The organism is Nonomuraea jabiensis (assembly GCF_014204795.1).
Lineage (GTDB): Bacteria > Actinomycetota > Actinomycetes > Streptosporangiales > Streptosporangiaceae > Nonomuraea > Nonomuraea jabiensis.
The window spans coordinates 12,248,488-12,265,133 of the sequence record NZ_JACHMB010000001.1; the positions used below are offsets into that span (position 1 = coordinate 12,248,488).

16 protein-coding genes are annotated in these 16,646 nt (G+C 71.1%); 9 read left to right on the forward strand and 7 right to left on the reverse strand.

Annotated elements, in window-relative coordinates; all coding sequences use genetic code 11:
* The first annotated feature begins 185 nt into the window (after positions 1–185).
* Positions 186–818, forward strand: coding sequence for a hypothetical protein (locus tag HD596_RS55885; protein ID WP_185077501.1), 633 nt, complete (start codon positions 186–188; stop codon positions 816–818).
* 754 nt (positions 819–1,572) lie between these two features.
* Here HD596_RS55885 and HD596_RS55890 read toward each other — a convergent pair.
* Positions 1,573–3,231 carry an acyl-CoA dehydrogenase family protein gene (locus HD596_RS55890; protein WP_185077502.1) on the reverse strand — a complete coding sequence of 553 codons (1,659 nt, stop codon included), beginning with the start codon at positions 3,229–3,231 and terminating at the stop codon, positions 1,573–1,575.
* Between the two features lie 31 nt (positions 3,232–3,262).
* Here HD596_RS55890 and HD596_RS55895 point away from each other — a divergent pair, with 31 nt between their 5' ends.
* Positions 3,263–4,015, forward strand: coding sequence for a PaaX family transcriptional regulator C-terminal domain-containing protein (locus tag HD596_RS55895; RefSeq protein ID WP_185077503.1), 753 nt, complete (start codon positions 3,263–3,265; stop codon positions 4,013–4,015).
* Positions 4,016–4,021: 6 nt separating this feature from the next.
* Here the strand turns inward: HD596_RS55895 and HD596_RS55900 are convergent, their stop codons facing one another.
* Both HD596_RS55900 and HD596_RS55905 read right to left on the reverse strand, forming a co-directional pair.
* Positions 4,022–5,005 carry a hypothetical protein gene (locus HD596_RS55900; RefSeq protein WP_185077504.1) on the reverse strand — a complete coding sequence of 328 codons (984 nt, stop codon included), beginning with the start codon at positions 5,003–5,005 and terminating at the stop codon, positions 4,022–4,024.
* Between the two features lie 317 nt (positions 5,006–5,322).
* Positions 5,323–6,213 carry a helix-turn-helix transcriptional regulator gene (locus tag HD596_RS55905; RefSeq protein ID WP_185077505.1) on the reverse strand — a complete coding sequence of 297 codons (891 nt, stop codon included), beginning with the start codon at positions 6,211–6,213 and terminating at the stop codon, positions 5,323–5,325.
* Positions 6,214–6,483: 270 nt separating this feature from the next.
* Between HD596_RS55905 and HD596_RS55910 the strand changes: the two genes are divergently transcribed.
* The 3 genes from HD596_RS55910 to HD596_RS55920 all read left to right on the forward strand — a co-directional run bounded on the left by HD596_RS55910 (position 6,484) and on the right by HD596_RS55920 (position 8,784).
* Positions 6,484–7,500, forward strand: a complete 1,017-nt coding sequence (locus HD596_RS55910) for a zinc-dependent alcohol dehydrogenase family protein (protein WP_185077506.1) — start codon at positions 6,484–6,486, stop codon at positions 7,498–7,500.
* 97 nt (positions 7,501–7,597) lie between these two features.
* On the forward strand, positions 7,598–7,975 hold the full coding sequence (locus HD596_RS55915) for a DUF2255 family protein (protein WP_185077507.1): 378 nt from the start codon (positions 7,598–7,600) through the stop codon (positions 7,973–7,975).
* A 41-nt stretch (positions 7,976–8,016) separates the two neighbouring features.
* Positions 8,017–8,784 (forward strand): glucose 1-dehydrogenase, encoded by a 768-nt coding sequence (locus HD596_RS55920; protein WP_185077508.1) that lies wholly within the window; start codon positions 8,017–8,019, stop codon positions 8,782–8,784.
* A gap of 357 nt (positions 8,785–9,141) precedes the next feature.
* Here the strand turns inward: HD596_RS55920 and HD596_RS55925 are convergent, their stop codons facing one another.
* Complete coding sequence (locus HD596_RS55925) at positions 9,142–9,909, reverse strand: SDR family NAD(P)-dependent oxidoreductase (RefSeq protein WP_185079357.1); 768 nt, start codon at positions 9,907–9,909, stop codon at positions 9,142–9,144.
* A gap of 56 nt (positions 9,910–9,965) precedes the next feature.
* Here HD596_RS55925 and HD596_RS55930 point away from each other — a divergent pair, with 56 nt between their 5' ends.
* Both HD596_RS55930 and HD596_RS55935 read left to right on the forward strand, forming a co-directional pair.
* Positions 9,966–10,919 (forward strand): ArsR/SmtB family transcription factor, encoded by a 954-nt coding sequence (locus HD596_RS55930; RefSeq protein WP_185077509.1) that lies wholly within the window; start codon positions 9,966–9,968, stop codon positions 10,917–10,919.
* A 111-nt stretch (positions 10,920–11,030) separates the two neighbouring features.
* Positions 11,031–11,936, forward strand: a complete 906-nt coding sequence (locus tag HD596_RS55935) for an aminoglycoside phosphotransferase family protein (protein WP_313047240.1) — start codon at positions 11,031–11,033, stop codon at positions 11,934–11,936.
* Between the two features lie 83 nt (positions 11,937–12,019).
* Here HD596_RS55935 and HD596_RS55940 read toward each other — a convergent pair whose 3' ends face one another.
* Together HD596_RS55940 and HD596_RS55945 are read right to left on the reverse strand one after the other, a co-directional pair.
* The gene (locus HD596_RS55940) at positions 12,020–13,426 is read right to left on the reverse strand and encodes a glutamate-cysteine ligase family protein (protein WP_185077511.1); all 1,407 of its coding nucleotides are present in this window, start codon (positions 13,424–13,426) and stop codon (positions 12,020–12,022) included.
* 35 nt (positions 13,427–13,461) lie between these two features.
* Positions 13,462–14,172 (reverse strand): SDR family oxidoreductase, encoded by a 711-nt coding sequence (locus HD596_RS55945; protein ID WP_185077512.1) that lies wholly within the window; start codon positions 14,170–14,172, stop codon positions 13,462–13,464.
* 104 nt (positions 14,173–14,276) lie between these two features.
* On the opposite strand from HD596_RS55945, the gene HD596_RS55950 reads away from it, so the two are divergent.
* Both HD596_RS55950 and HD596_RS55955 read left to right on the forward strand, forming a co-directional pair.
* A complete protein-coding gene (locus HD596_RS55950) occupies positions 14,277–15,107 on the forward strand; it encodes a helix-turn-helix transcriptional regulator (protein WP_185077513.1) in 831 nt (276 codons plus the stop codon).
* 1 nt (position 15,108) lies between these two features.
* Positions 15,109–16,146 (forward strand): zinc-dependent alcohol dehydrogenase family protein, encoded by a 1,038-nt coding sequence (locus HD596_RS55955; protein WP_185077514.1) that lies wholly within the window; start codon positions 15,109–15,111, stop codon positions 16,144–16,146.
* On the opposite strand, the gene HD596_RS55960 is transcribed toward HD596_RS55955, so the two are convergent.
* A complete protein-coding gene (locus HD596_RS55960; RefSeq protein WP_246555491.1) occupies positions 16,124–16,564 on the reverse strand; it encodes a carboxymuconolactone decarboxylase family protein in 441 nt (146 codons plus the stop codon). The genes HD596_RS55955 and HD596_RS55960 overlap by 23 nt on opposite strands.
* Positions 16,565–16,646 lie beyond the last annotated feature (82 nt).

Below are 16,646 nucleotides of genomic sequence, written 5' to 3' on the forward strand. Positions count from 1 at the left end.
TGCCTGGAGCCGGGCAGCCAGTGTCCGTCCGCCGATCCGCAACACGCCCGCCATGCCAACTTAACGTAATGGTATAGTCACCGTCAGGCGACGGTCGCGGACCTAGACCACGGACGTGAGTCCTTCAGCTGACGGTCAGCGCTGACTCACCAGGCGATCATGCCGGGCAGACCCGCAGGGGACACATGGGCTTTTGGGGCACCTACATCGTGGCGCGTGCGAACCAGCCGCTGACCGGGCTCCCAGCACTGCGGCAATCGGCGGCCAACGCCAGCTGGCACTGGCAGGGACCGGACCGATGGCGTGCCGTGCAGGTCGACCGCGGCCCCGCCGGCTGGGACTCGCCGACCCTTCCGCACGCCTGGGACGGCCTTCTCACAGGGCTGATGCAGCAGACAGGACACCCGGTCCTGGCAGCCGTCATCAAGCACAGCGAGGGCGCCCAGCTCCTCGGCCGCAGCCCCGTGGCCGGCCACTGGGGCGGCTGGCTCATGGCCGACGGCATCACTTGGCGTTCGCTGCCCGCCGACGGACCGGCCCAGTCCTGGGACGAAAACGGCGAGCAACATGCCGAGGACCCCGCCGAGTACCAGCGACGCCGCCAAGCGGCGCTCGACCGCCTTTACACGGCTGCGGGGCCGCCCGGCTCCGCAGCCGCACCATCAGCCCTCGCATGGGCCAGAGAAGCTGGCCTCACGCCCGACCCCGCCGCCGTAACCACCGCCCTGGACGCCAAAGGCGTCTTCGCCGAGGACGTGCTCTTCCAACTCCTAGCCGCCCTTGGCCTACCAGACCTCCCCATCGGGTACCACAACTAGCCGTATCTCCGGCTTGACAGCCACCCCCGCCACCGCGGGGTCAGGATGGCCGAAGGAGCTGCGCCCGCCGAGTGAGTGGCCACAATCCTCTCCGGGCACCCGATTGCGTGCAGCGCTGCGGGAGTGGTGCCGCCCCTGCCCGCGCCGGATGGTGCTGTTCCTCGACGAGATCGACGCCCTTCAAGGCAAGAGCATGATCAGCATCCTCAGCCAGCTCCGCGCCGGTCACAACGCGCGACCTGAGGGCCACCCGTTCCCCACATCCGTGGTGCTGTGCGGGTCGCGCGACCTGCGTGACTATAAGGTCGCCTCGGGCGGCGAACCCGGCCGGTCGAACCCGGCCAGCCCGTTCAACATCGTCGCCGAGTCGCTGCGCCTGGGCGACTTCACCGCCGATCAGATCGCCGAGCTGTACGGCCAGCACACCGGCGCCGGTGGCACCGGTCGGCATACCGCTACCCTCTACTACGGCCAGATCGGCGGTGTCACCTGCAGCTGGGCTCATCTGGGTGGGGACACTCAGTGGCTTGACACCGTATGGATGGGCTGGACCCGGGACGGCGGCAGGATCTGGCTCCAGTGCGGTCCGTTCGAGGTGACCTCCGGCGGGCAGACCAAGACCAGCGCGGCACAGCGCACCAGCTCCGACTCCAACTGGCAGTTCCGGGCGTGCTTGAGGTGGGGCCGCCACGACCCGCCTTCCGTCCGCTGGCAATGGGGTGAGCGGATCGATGACCCGCTCACCCTACGTTCGTCAGAGAGTGACCGCTCCCGTCAGGAGGTCCTCGAAGTGGTCGGCGGCGGGGGCGTCGATGCCGCGCAGCGGGCCGTGATCCACGAGGTGGGCCTCGGCGTACAGCCGGGCCACCAGCGCCTTGCGGCCGTCGTCGAGCCCCCAGGTGGCCTGGTCCTCCAGCAGGGCGGCGGCGTACACGTCGGCCATGAACTGCGCCAGCGGATACAGCCGCTCCTCCGCCACCGAGGGCTCCAGCGCGGCCCACGCCGTGACCGCCTTGGCGAGGTCGTCGATGCGGGCGTGCACCAGGTCGGAGGTGGCCAGGTCGCGCAGGCGGTCGAGGAAGGGCAGGTGGGCCTGCTCCTTCACCATGGCCCGCCGAACGTCGAGGCAGAGGATGTTGTCGCCGCCCTCCCAGATCGGGTTGACCTGGGCGTCGCGCAGGAGGCGGGCCACCGGCCACTGCTCGATGTAGCCGTTGCCCCCGTGCACCTCGATCGCGTCGCTCGCCGCCGTCACGCCGAGGCGGGCGGCGCGCAGCTTGATCAGGGCGGGGGTGATGCGCAGGCGGGGGCCGGCGAGGCCGTCGAAGGCGAGCGCCTGGGCGGCCTCGACCTCGACGATCAGCTCGCTCAGCCTGCGGCGCATGAGCGGCTGGTCGATGAGCGGCCGTCCGAACGCCTCCCGGGCCCGGGCATAGCAGATCGACTCCACGAGCGCGCGCCTGGCCACGCCGACGCCCATCATGGCCACGCCGAGCCTGGAGGCGTTGGTGAGCTTCATCATGGTCCCGAGCCCGGAGCCGGTGGCGCCCTCTCCGAAGAGCGGGAACGCCTCCGCGCCGGTGAACTCGACCTCCGCCGACGCGACCGATCGGGTGCCGAGCTTGTCCTTGAGCCGCCTGATCCGTACGCCGTTGCGGCTTCCGTCCCGCTGCTCCCGCAGCACGAGGAACGGCGCCACGTTCCCGTCGGGGCGCCTGGCCAGCGCCACGAACGCGGAGCCGTTGGCGTTGGAGGCGAACCACTTGAGGCCGGTCAGCAGCCACGCGTCGCCGGCGGGCACCGCCGCGGCCTCCAGCGCCGCCAGGTCGGAGCCGCCCGTCCGCTCGGTGAACATCTGAGCGGCCTCGCCGGAGTAGTAGCCGTTGGCGAAGATCTCCCGCACCCGATCGCGTACGTCCTCGGGCGCGTACTTCTCGGCGAGGGAGACCACCATGTCCCCTCCGGTGCCGAGCGCGCAGCCCATGCCGATGTCAGCCTGATCGAGCAGGTACGTCCAGGCGGCGGCGAGCGCGGCCGGGTTCGCCCCGTGTGACCGGGCCTCGGCGGCGAAGGACGGCGAGGTGAAGTTGTCCTCCATGAGCGCCCGCCGGGCCGCGTGGAACGACGGCGGCATGACGACCTCGCTGATGTCCCTGCCCCACTTGTCGTACCTCTCCAGCCGCGGCGGGTTGCGGTCGGTCTCCTCGGCGCACTCGGCCACGAGCCCGCCCATCAGCGCGCCCAGCCGGTCCAGGCGCGGCTCCGCCCAGGCGAAGCCCTCGCCCAGGTGGTGCCGCATGAGCAGGCGCAGCGTGGGATCGCAGGTCCACCAGTTGCGCCCGGCGGCGCCCTGGTAGCGCTCGGTGGCGTAACGGTCGCTGCGGTCGAAAGGTTCGATGAGATAGCGCCCCATACTCGCGAGTGTTACATATACTCGACACGCGATGGAAGAGCGTAACACCCTGAGCGCCCGATCGGCCGTGCTGAGCGCGCTGCTGGGCAGCCACCCGCCGCGGCTGCCCGCCCGGCAGCTGGTGCGCATCGGCGCGCTGTTCGGGATCGCCGAGGGCACCGTACGGGTGGCGCTGTCCCGCATGGTCGCGGCCGGAGACCTCCTCCAGGACGGCCGCTTCTACACGCTGTCGGAGCGGCTCGCCGAGCGCCAGGCCAGGCAGGACGAGAGCCGCGACCCGCACACCAGGCCGTGGGACGGCACGTGGGAGGTCGCCGTCGTCACGACGGAGCGGCGCGCGCCCGCCGACCGGGCCGCGTTCCGGGCCACGATGACCGCCCTGCGCCTGGCCGAGCTGCGCGAGGGCACCTGGATGCGGCCCGCCAACCTGGTGCGCGCCTGGCCGGAGGCCGTCACGGCGCAGTGCACCCTGATCGACGGCCGCCCGCACGACGACCCCACTCCCCTGCTGTGGGACCTGGACGGCTGGGCGGCGGAGGCCCACCGGCTGGAGCGGGACCTCGGCAGAGTCCTCGACCGGGCCCTCGACCGCGCCTTCGACCGGGCCGGCGGCCTGGCCGAGGGCTTCCTGGTCTCGGCCGCCGTGCTGCGCCACCTCCTGGCCGACCCGCTGCTCCCCCAGGAACTGCTTCCGGCCGGCTGGCCGGGCGCGGAGCTGCGCGCCCGCTACGACGACTTCGACCGCCACTACCGCGAGGTGCTGTACGAGCACCTCAAGGGCTGAGAGCCCCTACAGGGGCACGCCGAAGATGATCCGGCGGTTCCTGAACTCGGTGACGCTCCACAGCTTGCCGCCCTGCACCGTCAGGTCCTCCGGCCCGACGGGGAACGCCCGCGTCTGCAGCTTGCCGTCGGTGTAGACGAGCAGCTTGCCGTTGGCGTTCGCGCCGGCCGCCTGGCTCAGGTACCACTTGCCGCCCCACGAGATGGCCCCCTGGATCTTGGGCTGTCCCATCACGAAGGCGTCCTCGGGCTCGCCGCCGGACAGGCCCAGGGGCCAGCGGCCCACCCAGCCGCCCGGGTCGTCCTCGCGGTACTCGCCGGTGACCAGCCGCGGCGTGCCGCCGCTGCGGTCGATCGAGACGAACGAGAAGAGCGGCCCCGGCTTCGCGACCTTCCAGAAGTCGGTCTGCGGGATCACGTACCGGTAGCCGAAGGCGTGGAACTTGCCGCCGTGCCGCCCGACCTGCTTGGGGTCGCCCAGGTCGTTCTGGGCGGTGCGCAGGTCGAGCACGTGCTTCAGGTCGAAGACGCGCAGCCCCCGCTTGGTGTCGGCGATGTAGAGCAGGTCGCCGTCGCACGCGACGCCGCCCGCGTGGATGTCGATCGGCCCGTACGAACCATCCGGCTTCGCCACAACCAGCAGCGCATGCTGATATTTCAGCGTCTTGGGGCTGAGAAAGGACAGCCTGATGCCCCGCTCGCCCGCCTCCGGCTTGAAGTACCAGGTCGCCAGGAACGCCGGCACCCCGATGGAGCCCGACTCGTCCGAGCAGGTCAGCCCCTGCGGGTACCAGTCGACCGTGTCCTGGTCCTTGCCGTCGAAGGCGTACCACTCGGCCGGTTTCGGGCTCATCGCCCCGAGCGCGCCCGGCGCCCCCTTGCGCGTCGCCAGCCGGTTCGCCTGCGCCAGCACGGCCTCGACGCCGGCGCTGCCGATCTCCCCCGCCAGCTTCGCGGCCCCTTCGGCAAGATCGCCCGTTTCCCGGCGCAAGGCGAAGGGCGCCTTGTTTGTGGGTACCATCCCCGTTGCCGCCATAACTTCCTCGCTTTGCCGTCCCTTGACCTAGTTTGACGGACGGAGTGCGATAGAAGTTTGCGTTCAGGCGGACGATCTCGCCACCGGCCTGCCGTTCTGGCTCGGCGGGCCGGGCTTTCCCGGCGTACGGTGCGGCCGGTGCACGTGGCCCCGCCCGGTACCCGGCCGAGGCGCTGACGTGGCTGTTCGCGGCAGCGGCGGAGGCGTCCGTCGGCGAGGGGTCAGCGCCTGGACGGGCATCTCGGCGTGAAGGGGATGGCGCAGGTGCTGGGTCAGCTGCTGGAGGGTGGTGCGGGTGAGGGCGTCCGAGGGGTGGCGGTCCAGGAGGCGAGCAGGCGCAGACCTTCTTCGGAGGGGGATCCGGGCTCGGCGGTGTAGATGGTGAGGGTGAGGCCGGGTTCGGCGGCCATCTCCAGGCCCTCGTAGGCGAGGGTGAGGTCGCCGACGGCTTGGTGGTGGAAGCGTTTGGTGCCGGTGCCGTGGGTGCGGACGTTGTGGGCGCCCCAGCGGGTGCGGAACTCGTCGCTGCGGGTGGACAGTTCGCCGACCAGGTCGTGCAGGTCTTTGTCGTGGGGGTTGCGGCCGGCCTCGGTGCGCAAGATGGCGACGGAGACGTCGGCGGCTTGGTCCCAGCCGGGGTAGAAGCGGCGGGAGGCGGGGTCGAGGAAGTTGAAGCGGGCCAGGTTGGCCTGGTTGCCGGGGGTGGCGTAGACGTCGCTGAAGAAGGCGCGGCCGAGCTGGTTGACGGCGAGGATGTCCAGGCGGCCGTTGCGGACGAACGCCGGTCCGGCGGTGATGGCGTCCAGCGTCCATTGCAGGCTGGGGTGCGGCTTCCACTGGTCCTTGGTGCGTCGGCGGCGGGGGCGGGTGAGGGCGTCGGTGCCGTCGGCGGCCTGGGCCAGGTTCAGCAGGTGGGCGCGTTCGGCGTCGTCGAACCGCAGGGCGCGGGCGAGGGCTTCCAGGACGGATGGGGAGACTCCGGCGAGGTTGCCGCGTTCAAGCTTGGCGTAGTACTCCACGCTCAGGTCGGCCAGGGCGGCGACCTCGCTGCGGCGCAGTCCCGGCACCCGGCGCCGGGAACCCGGCGGCAGCCCGGCCTGTTCGGGGGTGATCTTCGCGCGCCGCGAGGTCAGGAACTCGCGGACCTCTTCACGGTTGTCCACCCCTCGACGGTACGTCCTGCCTGCGGTTGTAGAGGTGTACTGCCAGTACGCCCCTTAGCCGTGCCTGGTTACGCGCGGCCACAGCGGGTTACCTAGGAGGTGTGGCGCTCCTCTGGCCGGATGTGAAGCCGATGACCGGAGGGGCTCCTACCCGGTCCGGGCGGTCGGCTACCTGACGCCTCGGGCCCCCAACCGTACACGGCGCCGCCACGCACCCTGTCGAGGACTGGGCCGGCGGCGCCCGTCCCACCACGCAAAGGACCCTTTTTCATGCGCGGAGCAGTGATCCACGCCCCCGGCGACATCCGTTTGGAGACCCTGGACGACCCCAAGATCCTCAACCCCACCGACGCGATCATCCGCACCGCGGTGACGTGCGTGTGCGGCTCGGACCTGTGGCCCTACCGCGGCGCCGAGCCGACCGGCGAGCCGCATCCGATGGGGCACGAGTACGTCGGCTGGGTGGAGGAGGTCGGCTCGGAGGTGACCGCGGTCAAGCCGGGACAGTTCGTCGTCGGGTCGTTCGCGACCTCGGACAACACCTGCGCCAACTGCCGCAACGGCTTCCAGTCCAACTGCCTGAACCGCGAGTTCATGAGCACCTGCCAGGCCGACTACGTCCGCATCCCCAACGCCCAGGGCACCCTCGTCGCCACCGACGGCGTGCCCGGTGAGGAGTTCTGGCCGGGGCTGCTGGCGGTCTCGGACGTCATGGGCACCGGCTGGTGGGCCGCCGACGCCGCCGAGGTCAAGCCCGGCTCCACCGCCGTGGTCGTCGGCGACGGCGCGGTCGGGCTGTGCGCGGTGATCGCGGCCGAACAGATGGGCGCTGAGCGGATCATCGCCATGTCCCGGCACGAGCCCCGCCAGAAGCTGGCCCGCGAGTTCGGCGCGACCGACATCGTCACCGAGCGCGGCGAGGACGGTGTGGCCCGAATCAAGGAGCTGACCGGCGGGATCGGCGCCGACAGCGTGCTGGAGTGCGTCGGCACCGCCCAGGCGATGCGCCAAGCCCTGCACTCGGCCCGGCCGGGCGGCAACGTCGGTTTCGTCGGCGTCCCCCACGATGTCGCGCTCGACGGGCAGGAGTTGTTCTTCTCCCACGTCGGCCTGCGCGGCGGCCCGGCTCCGGTACGCCGCTACCTGCCCGACCTGATCGACCGGGTCCTGACCGGCGCCATCGACCCGGGCAAGGTCTTCGACCTCACCCTTCCCCTGGACCAGGTGGCCGAGGGCTACCGGGCGATGGACGAGCGCCGCGCGATCAAGGCCTTGCTCCAGCCATGACGGGTGGTGCGGGTGGGCGTCCACGGCGAGCACCACATGGGCCTCGTGCGCAAGCGAACAGCTCTTTCCATACCTCGCACAGCGCAGGAATCCAGCCATGAGCACGTGGAACAGCGACGAGTTGGACCGCATCGCCACTGCCGACGAGCTTCGCGTCGCGCCTCGCCGCAGCGACGGAACCTTCCGCCGCCCGACCACCATCTGGGTCGTGCGTGATCGCGACGACCTGTACGTACGGTCCTGGCGCGGCGTACAGGGCAGCTGGTGGCGCACCGCCCACGACACCCACGAGGGTCGCATCTCCGCAGGCGGCGTGGACGCCGAGGTCCCCTTCGTCGAGGTGACCGACCCACGCGTGAACGACCAGGTCGACGCGGCGTACCGCACCAAGTACGGGCACTACAGCGGCTACGTCGAGCCGATGGTCGCCGACGACGCCAGGGCGACGACGCTGCGTCTCACCCCCAGGTCCTGACCATCCATCGATCACCCCGTGATCATGAAGGAGCACCAAAAGTGAATCCCACCTACGACTTCTCCGGGCAGGTGGCCCTGGTCACCGGCGCTTCCTCCGGCATGGGCCTGGCCGCCGCCCGTGCCTTCGCCGCCTCTGGCGCCGCTGTCGCCCTGGTCGACATCAACGCAGGCGCCGTCGAGCAAGCCGCCAAGGAGCTCACCGACGCCGGCCACCAGGCCTTGGCCCTGGCCTGCGACGTCACCGACGAAGACCAGGTCGCCGCCGCTGTCGACCGCACGGTGGAAACCTTCGGCCGCCTGGACATGGCCTACAACAACGCCGGCATCCAGGCCCCTCCGGCCGGCGCCGCCGACGAGACGGCCGCGGACTTCGACCGTGTCAACGCGGTCAACCTGCGCGGCATATGGACGTGCCAAAAGCACGAACTGCGGCACATGCGTACCCAAGGCTCCGGCGCGATCGTCAACTGCTCCTCCCTCGGCGGCCTGGTCGGCCTGCCCGAGCGGGCCGCGTACCACGCCTCCAAGCACGGCGTGATCGGCCTGACCCGAAGTGCCGCGGTGGAATACGCCCCCAGGGGCATCCGCATCAACGCCGTGTGCCCCGGCGTCATCGAGACCCCAATGGTTGCCGACATGCTCGAAGGTCAGGCCGAGGCCATGGCCGAAATCATGAAACAGCAGCCCATCGGCCGCCTGGGCACCGCCGACGAGATCGCCGACGCCGTCCTGTGGCTGTGCAGCCCGGCCGCCGCCTTCGTCATCGGCGTCGCCCTGCCCGTGGACGGCGGATTCACCGCCCATTGAGATCGTTCCATGCTGACCTTGCAGGTCAGACGGCAGTGCTCTTCCTCTTACCGACGGCCCGTCCGAAGCTGCACGGCCGTACCGGCTCCATAAGCAAGCACTCGCGGCACCGCCCTCGGCGGCGACTTGCCGTAGCTACAGGAGTTCGGGGCCACTTCCGAGTGCTTGAATCGCCTCCGCGCACGTCGACGGCCCCCGGGCGACGAGCAGCGCTACCAACCCGGGCGCGCCGGCTGCGGCGAGGAGCCCCAGGCCCGTGAGCGCCAGCAGGGTATCGAGGGGCTGACGGCTTGGGGGAAATGGACGTTGCCGACCGCCACCCGCGGACAAGGGCCAGCAGCGGAATCAGGGGCATGGTCAGTCCACCGGTCCGCCGGCGACGTAGACGACCTGACCGGAGACGAACCCCGCCTCCGCGCTGACCAGATAGGAGGCGGTGTGTGCGATGTCCTCCGGCCGGCCGACCCGGCCGACCGGGATGGATCGGGCCGCGAGGCGCTGGTGTTCGGCGAAGTCGCGGCCGAGTCGGCGTGCCGTGGCCCGGGTCATGTCGCTGACGACGAAGCCGGGCGCGATGGCGTTGGCGGTGATGCCGTGCCGGCCGAGTTGCAGGGCCAGCGACTTGGTGAAGCCGATCAGACCGGCCTTGGCACTGCCGTAGTCGACCCGGTCGGCGTCGCCGACCGCGGAGATGCTCGACACGTTGACGATCCGGCCCCATCCGGCCTCGATCATGTACGGGGCGACGGCCCGGGTGAGGAAGAACGGTCCGTTCAGGTTGACCCCGACAACCGTGTGCCACTGGTGCGTGGCCAGTTCCACCAGATCGGCCTGCGGGCCGATACCGGCGTTGTTGACCAGCACCGTCGGCGGCCCGAGCGCGGCGGTGATACGGGCGACGGCAACGATGACCGCGGCCTCGTCGGAGACGTCGGCCGTGCACGCCATCGCCCTTCCGCCATCGGCGATGATCGCTTCGACGGTGGCGGCGCAGCCGGCCTCGTCCAGGTCAATCACCGCGACCGCCAGGCCTTCGCCCGCCAGCCGCCTTGCCACCGCGGCGCCGATGCCGCGCGCCGCCCCGGTCACGACGGCGATGCGCTGTCCATGAGCTGCATGGTTCATGGGCGCAAGCCCAGCGCATCGGCCGGGTGTCGCCAAAGGATGTAGCGTACAGCTTAATGATCAGCTACGGGCTCAGCGTCGAGGACCTTGCCGACACCCGGTTCGCGATCTCGCCGCTGTCCGAGACGGTGTTCAGCCTGCGGGTGCTGCGGGAGCCCGGCTTGCACGCGCTGCACCTGCCGTGGCGCAGGGCGGTGCTCGGCGAACTCGACGCGGCCGACGTCGACCTGCTCCTGTCCCTGGTCGGGGAACGGCTCGTCCTGCCGGACTTCCTGACCCCTCGGCCGACGACGTTCGCCCCGGCCTTCGAGGAAGAGCTGGCCCTCGTCCGGCAGACAGCCCCAGAGCACGCCCGCCGCGACCTGCTGGCCGCGCTTGTCACCGGGCCGGTCCCCGCTGACGACGCCGCTGCCGCCAGGTTCCGCGACGCGACCTGCGAGCTGCTGCAGCGCTACTGGGAGCTGGCCATCGAACCGGTCTGGCCCAGGATGCGGCTGATCCTGGAAGCCGACATGACCTACCGGGCACGGCAACTCGCCATGGGCGGGGCGCGCCTGCTGTTCGCCGACATGCACCCGAACCTGCGCTGGCATGAGGGGGTGCTGTACATCGCCAAGATGATCGCACGGCACCACGTCCCCTCGTCCGGCCTCGGGCTGCTGTTGATGCCGTCGGTGTTCGCCCACAAGCCGGCCCCGCCCTTCCACCCCGACGTACCGCCGAGCCTGGTCTATCCCAGCCGCGCCGTCGCCACGTTGTGGACGCCGCCCCCGGCTCCGGACACGACCGCTCTGACCAGGTTGCTCGGCGCGCCCCGCGCCAGGCTGCTCCACCTGCTCGGTGAGCCACTGCCGACGATCGAGCTCGCGCGCCGCCTGCGCGTCACCTCCAGCGCCATCTCCCAGCACTTGCGCGTCATGCACGCCACGGGCCTGGTCATCCGGGTCCGCCACGGACGGCAGGTCCTGTACCGGCGCAGCCCGCTCGGTGACCAGCTCGCCGCCCCTTGAGCACGTCGAGGCATGTGACAGTCCGGCCGGAGAAATCCGGTCGACAGGCACGCCACGGTGCACTGTGATGGTCAAGCCCGCCCGCCGCCCGGAGCGGGCCGATCGCAGGAGGTGCTCTTGGCAACCGTGAGAACCGCGCACACCCGCCCCACGATCAATGCCGCACTGGTCAGGAGGCTGGTCGATACGCAGTTCCCACAATGGGCCGCGTTGCCTCTGGAGCTGCTCGATCCGGCCGGCTCGGACCATGTGATCTACCGGCTGGGCGAGCAGCTGTCCGTCCGGCTGCCCCGCCACGACGGCGCCATCGGACAGGCCGAGAAGGAACGTGAGTGGCTGCCCCGGCTCGCCCCGCGACTGCCCCTGGCCATCCCGGTACCGGTAGGAGTGGGCGAGCCCGACTTCGGCTATCCGTGGCGGTGGGCGGTGTCCCGCTGGCTGGAGGGCGAGGTGGCGACCGTCGAGGCACTGGCCGACTCGTCCGCGGCCGCCGTCCGACTGGCGGAATTCCTGGCCGCCCTTCAGCAGTTCAGGTCCGAGGACGTTCAGGCCATGGAGGCCCGCGAGGACCTCATCGGCCGGCCGCTGGCCGACCGGGATCGCGCGACGCGGGCCGCCATAGCAGAGGTCGGCGACGCCTTCGACACCACTGCCATGACCGAACTGTGGAACGCGGCCCTGAACGCCCCAGGATGGGATCGACGGCCGGCCTGGTTCCACGGCGACTTCCACACCGGCAACCTGCTGACCGTCGACGGCCGGCTCAGCGCGGTCATCGACTTCGGCGGGCTCGGCATCGGCGATCCGGCCTGTGATCTGACCATCGCCTTCACCCTGATGTCGGCCGACAGCCGGGCCGTCTTCCGCGCCACGCTCGATGTGGACGACGCCACCTGGACCCGGGGTCGCGGCTGGGCCCTTGCCACCGGTCTGAACGCCTACACCACCTATGCCGCCATCAACCCGAGGGTCGCCGCGCAGACCACCCGTCAGATCACCGAGGCCCTCATCGGCTAGAACAGACTTCGGTGGAAGGCCGGAGCCCGGGATCCGTACTGGTGGAAGCCTCCTGGCAAGCCTGGCGGGCCCAGTTTCCCCACCTAGGGACCAGAGGGCCACAAATGCACCGGAAGCCCCGACAGTGACAGCTCGCGGTAACGCTGGACGAGTCGTTCCCTGTCGCCCTCGAAACGCTCCAGAGCCTCCCGCTGCCAGACCGCGCCCGTGCGGCGCAGCCGGGTGCGCTGCGCGATCACGTCCAGCGCGCGGTCGGCGTCCGACGGCGTCACCCCCGCCCCGAGCAGCCCTTCCCGCGCCTCGGGCAGCAGGCGGAGCACCAGGTCGGCGGCCTCGAACTCGACGTCGGAGCCGGGCCAGGAGAGCTTGGCGTCCAGCCCGTGCATGGCGGCGCGGTAGAAGTTCTGGTACGCCTCCCCGAACCGGAAGCCGGTCAGATCCCGCTCCGCCTGCGACAGCGTGAGCCCGAGCAGGAACGCGGTGTTGGCCGCCATGTCCGCGCACGACGGGCCCGCCGGCAGCGCCCGCATCTCGATCCGCAGGTGGCCGCCGTCGGCCGGGTCGTACACGGGCCGGTTCCACTGCCAGATCGTGCCCTGGTGCAGCCGCAGCTCCGGCACCTCGTACGGCTCCGCGTCGTCCCTCAGATCGGGCAGCACGGGGTCGTAGTCCCGCACGTACCGCTCGAACAGCTCATACGCCCCTTCCCGCACCCAGTCGGAGCCGAACGTGACCCGCCCGTCCCTGCGCTCGCGGCGCTGCACGTCCCGGTCGTCGGCGGCCTCCTCCATCAGCGCGATGCGCGTCTCCTCCCACAGCCGCCTGCCGAGGAAGAACGGCGAGTTCCCGCAGGCGGCCAGCACCGGGCCGATGGCGAGCTGCGCGGCGTTGAACAGCCGCGCGAAGCGCTCGGGCGGCGTGCGGATGTGCACCTGCCAGGAGGTGTTGGCGCTCTCGAGGATCACGTCCTCCACCGACAGCTCCAGATCGTCGATCTTGACCAGGAACGGCTCCAGCCGCAGCCGCCTGATGCCCCTGCTCATGGCCCGGTAGCGGTTCTGGTCGCTCATCGCGCCGACCGTGAAGTCCTCGGCGTCGAGCGTGGGCAGGATGCCGATGGGCAGCGCGCCCCCACCCTCCACCGCGCCGTCCACCTTGACGATCGTCTCCTGCACCTCGCCGCTCAGCCGCTCGAAGGGCCGGCCGGCCAGCGGCGTCGGGGTGAGGTTCACCTCGAGGTTGTAGCGGCCCAGCTCCAGGACCACGCGGGGGTCGCCGAGGGCTTCGAGCACCTGGCTGTTGCGGGGCAGCGGCCGGCCCCGCTCGTCGATCAGGAACAGCTCCAGCTCGGCCCCGATGGTGGCCGGGCCCTGGCCGAAGCCGGGGGTGGCGAGCAGCTCGCGCAGCACGCCGAGCTGCTCCCGGATCCGCTCCCCGAAGGCGGCGTACTCCGCCTCGGTGAACCGCTCCTTATCTAGGTCTTGTCCCATCACCCCCTTCTGTCCTATTCACCAGGGTTGACACCTCACCAATTGACAGATCCTCGGTCTTCCAGGAACGCTCCGGTGGGGCCGTCCGCGTCGAGGGTCGCGAGCCGCACGGCGATGGCGGCGCCCTGCTCGGCCGTCCGGAACCCGCTGTGCCCGTTGAGGTCGGTGGCGCAGTAGCCGGGGTTGGCCGCGTTCACCTTGATCGGGGTGTCGATCAGCTCCTTGGCGTAGCTGACGGTGACCATGTTGAGCGCGGTCTTGGAGGAGTTGTAGGGCATGATGTTGACGTCCCAGTAGGGGCTCTCCCGGTCCATCGCCCTGGCCAGCGAGCCCAGCTCGCTCGTCATGTTCACGATCCGGCCGGCCTCCGACTCCCGCAGCAGCGGCAGCATCGCGTTGGTGACCGTCACCACGCCGAACACGTTCGTCTCGTAGACCTCCCTGAGCACCCCGGCGGGGGTGGCGCTGGGGTGCGGGTCCATGAAGCCGCCGGTGATCCCGGCGTTGTTGACCAGGATGTCCAGCCGGCCGTACTCCTGCTCGACCCACTTCGCGGCGGCGGCCACGCTCGCCTCGTCGGTCACGTCGAGCCGCACGTACGGCTGCCCCAGCCGCCCCGCGGCGGCCCGCCCGCGCTCCTCGTCGCGCGCCCCCACGATCGTGGTGACACCCTGCTCGGCCAGCAGCCGCGCGATCTCGTAGCCGATTCCCTTGTTGGCGCCCGTGATGAGGGCGATCTTCGTCATGCCGTCCACGTTCGCCCAGGTCGCAGCGGATCCGGGAGAGACCTGGGGAGGCTGGTATCAGCGGTGCCACCCACGCGCGGCCGGACATCACCGAGGATGGAGGCATGAACCGCGACGAACTCGCCGACTTCCTGCGCGTCAGGCGCTCCCGTGTCACCCCCGCCGAGGTCGGCCTGCCGGGCGGCGAGCGGCGCCGCACGCCGGGCCTGCGCAGGCAGGAGGTCGCGCAGCTCGCGGGCATGTCGATCGACTACTACATCCGGCTGGAGCAGGGCCGGGGCCCGCACCCGTCCAGGCAGGTGCTCAACGCGCTGGCCCGGGCGCTCATGCTGAGCCAGGACGAGCGCGCCCACCTGCTCCACCTGGCCGGGCACGCGGTGGAGACGCCCCGGATCCGGGAGGACCTGCCCGAGAGCCTGCTGCACCTGATCGGGTTCCTGGAGGAGGTCCCCGCGTACGTGCTGGACGCCAGGTACGACCTCCGCGCCTGGAACCCCCTGGCCGGCGCGCTGATGGGCGGCCTCGACACCGTGGGCCCGGACGACCTCAACGTCATCCGCTGGGTCTTCATGTCGCCCGACATCGCCGAGCACCTCAGCGACGAGGAGAAGGGCCGCTTCGCCCGCGCCTCCGTCGCCGACCTGCGCGCCGCCGCGGGCCGCTACCCCGACGACCGCAAGCTCCAGGCGCTGGTCGCCGAGATGCTCGCGCTCAGCCCGCACTTCGCCGAGCTGTGGGCCAGGTACGAGGTCGAGATCCGCAGGGAGCAGCGCAAACAGGTCACGCATCCGCTGGTCGGCACCATCGACGCGATCTGCCAGGTCATGCCCGTGCCCGACCGTGACGACCTCCGCCTCGTCCTCTACACCACCGAACCCGGTTCGCCCTCCCACCAGGCCTTGCGCGACCTGCGGCAACTGACCCTAAGCTCATGAGATGCGAGCGGTTGCGTTTGACATCTTCGGTGGTGAGCTCGACGTGCGCGAGCTGCCCGACCCGTCCCCTGCCCCGCACGGAGCGGTGATCAGGGTCGAGGCGACGGGGCTGTGCCGGTCCGACTGGCACGGCTGGCAGGGCCACGATCCCGACATCAAGGTCCTGCCCCACGTGCCGGGCCACGAGCTGGCGGGCGTCGTCGAGGCGGTCGGCTCCGACGTGCGCGGCTGGCTGCCGGGGGCGCGCGTGACGGTCCCGTTCGTCTGCGCCTGCGGGTCGTGCCCGTCCTGCGTCACCGGCGACCAGCAGGTGTGCGAGCGGCAGACGCAGCCGGGCTTCACCCACTGGGGCTCGTTCGCCGAGTACGTGGCCATCGACCACGCGGACGTCAACCTGATCGCGATCCCCGAGGACATGGACTACGCCACGGCGGCCGGGCTCGGCTGCCGCTTCGCCACCGCCTTCCGCGCCGTGGCGCAGGTCGGCGAGGTGCGGCCGGGCGAGTGGGTGGCGGTGCACGGGTGCGGCGGCGTGGGCCTGTCGGCCGTGATGATCGCGACGGCGGCCGGGGCCCGCGTGGTGGCCGTGGACATCAGCACCGACGCCCTGCACCTGGCCGAGCGGGCGGGCGCCACGCACTTCGTCAACGGTTCGGCCGGGGACGTGGCGGCTCAGGTCAGGGAGCTGACCAGGGGCGGCGCCCACGTGTCGATCGACGCGCTGGGCAGCCCGCAGACCTGCGCCGCCTCCGTCGAGAGCCTGCGCCGCAAGGGCCGCCACGTCCAGGTGGGGCTGCTGCCGGGCGGGCCGACGCCGGTGCCGATGGCCCGCGTGATCGGCCACGAGCTGCGGCTGCTGGGCAGCCATGGCATGGCCGCGCACGCGTACCCGCCGATGCTGGAGATGATCAGGGCCGGGATCCTCCATCCCGACCAGCTCGTCACCCGCACGATCGGGCTGGCCGACGCCGGCAAGGCGCTGGCCTCGATCGGCTCGGTGCCGGGCGTCACGATGATCACTCCTCGAGCTCCACTCTGAGGGTCCGGAGCACGAGCGCCAGCATGGTGTAGTGGGCCACGAGCACGATCAGCTCGATCCTGCCGGGCTCGTCGTAGCGGTCGCAGAGCGCCGTCCAGGTGGCGTCGGTCAGGTCGCCGGCGTAGTGGAGGTCGTCGGCGACCTGGAGCACGAGCTGGTCCTCGACCGGCCACAGGGCGTCCGGGTGGCTCACCGAGGCGATCTCCAGGTCGCTGAGCCCGGCCTCGCTGCCCAGGCGCGCGTGGTGGGCCCACACGTAGGCACTGCCGGTGTGGTAGGCGGTGCGCAGGACGGCCAGTTCCCGGTCGCGGGCGGGCAGCGTGCCGTCGAGCAGCGCGCCGCCGAATCCCAGCCACTGCTTGAAGAGCGCGGGGTGGCGGGCCAGCGTGGTGAACACGTTCTGCGGATTCGCCTTCATGAAATCGTCCCATTCTTCGGGCGGGAGAGGGCGAACGCGTGGTTCCATGTCGGTGACCATTCCCCAAAAGCAGCATGTTTGG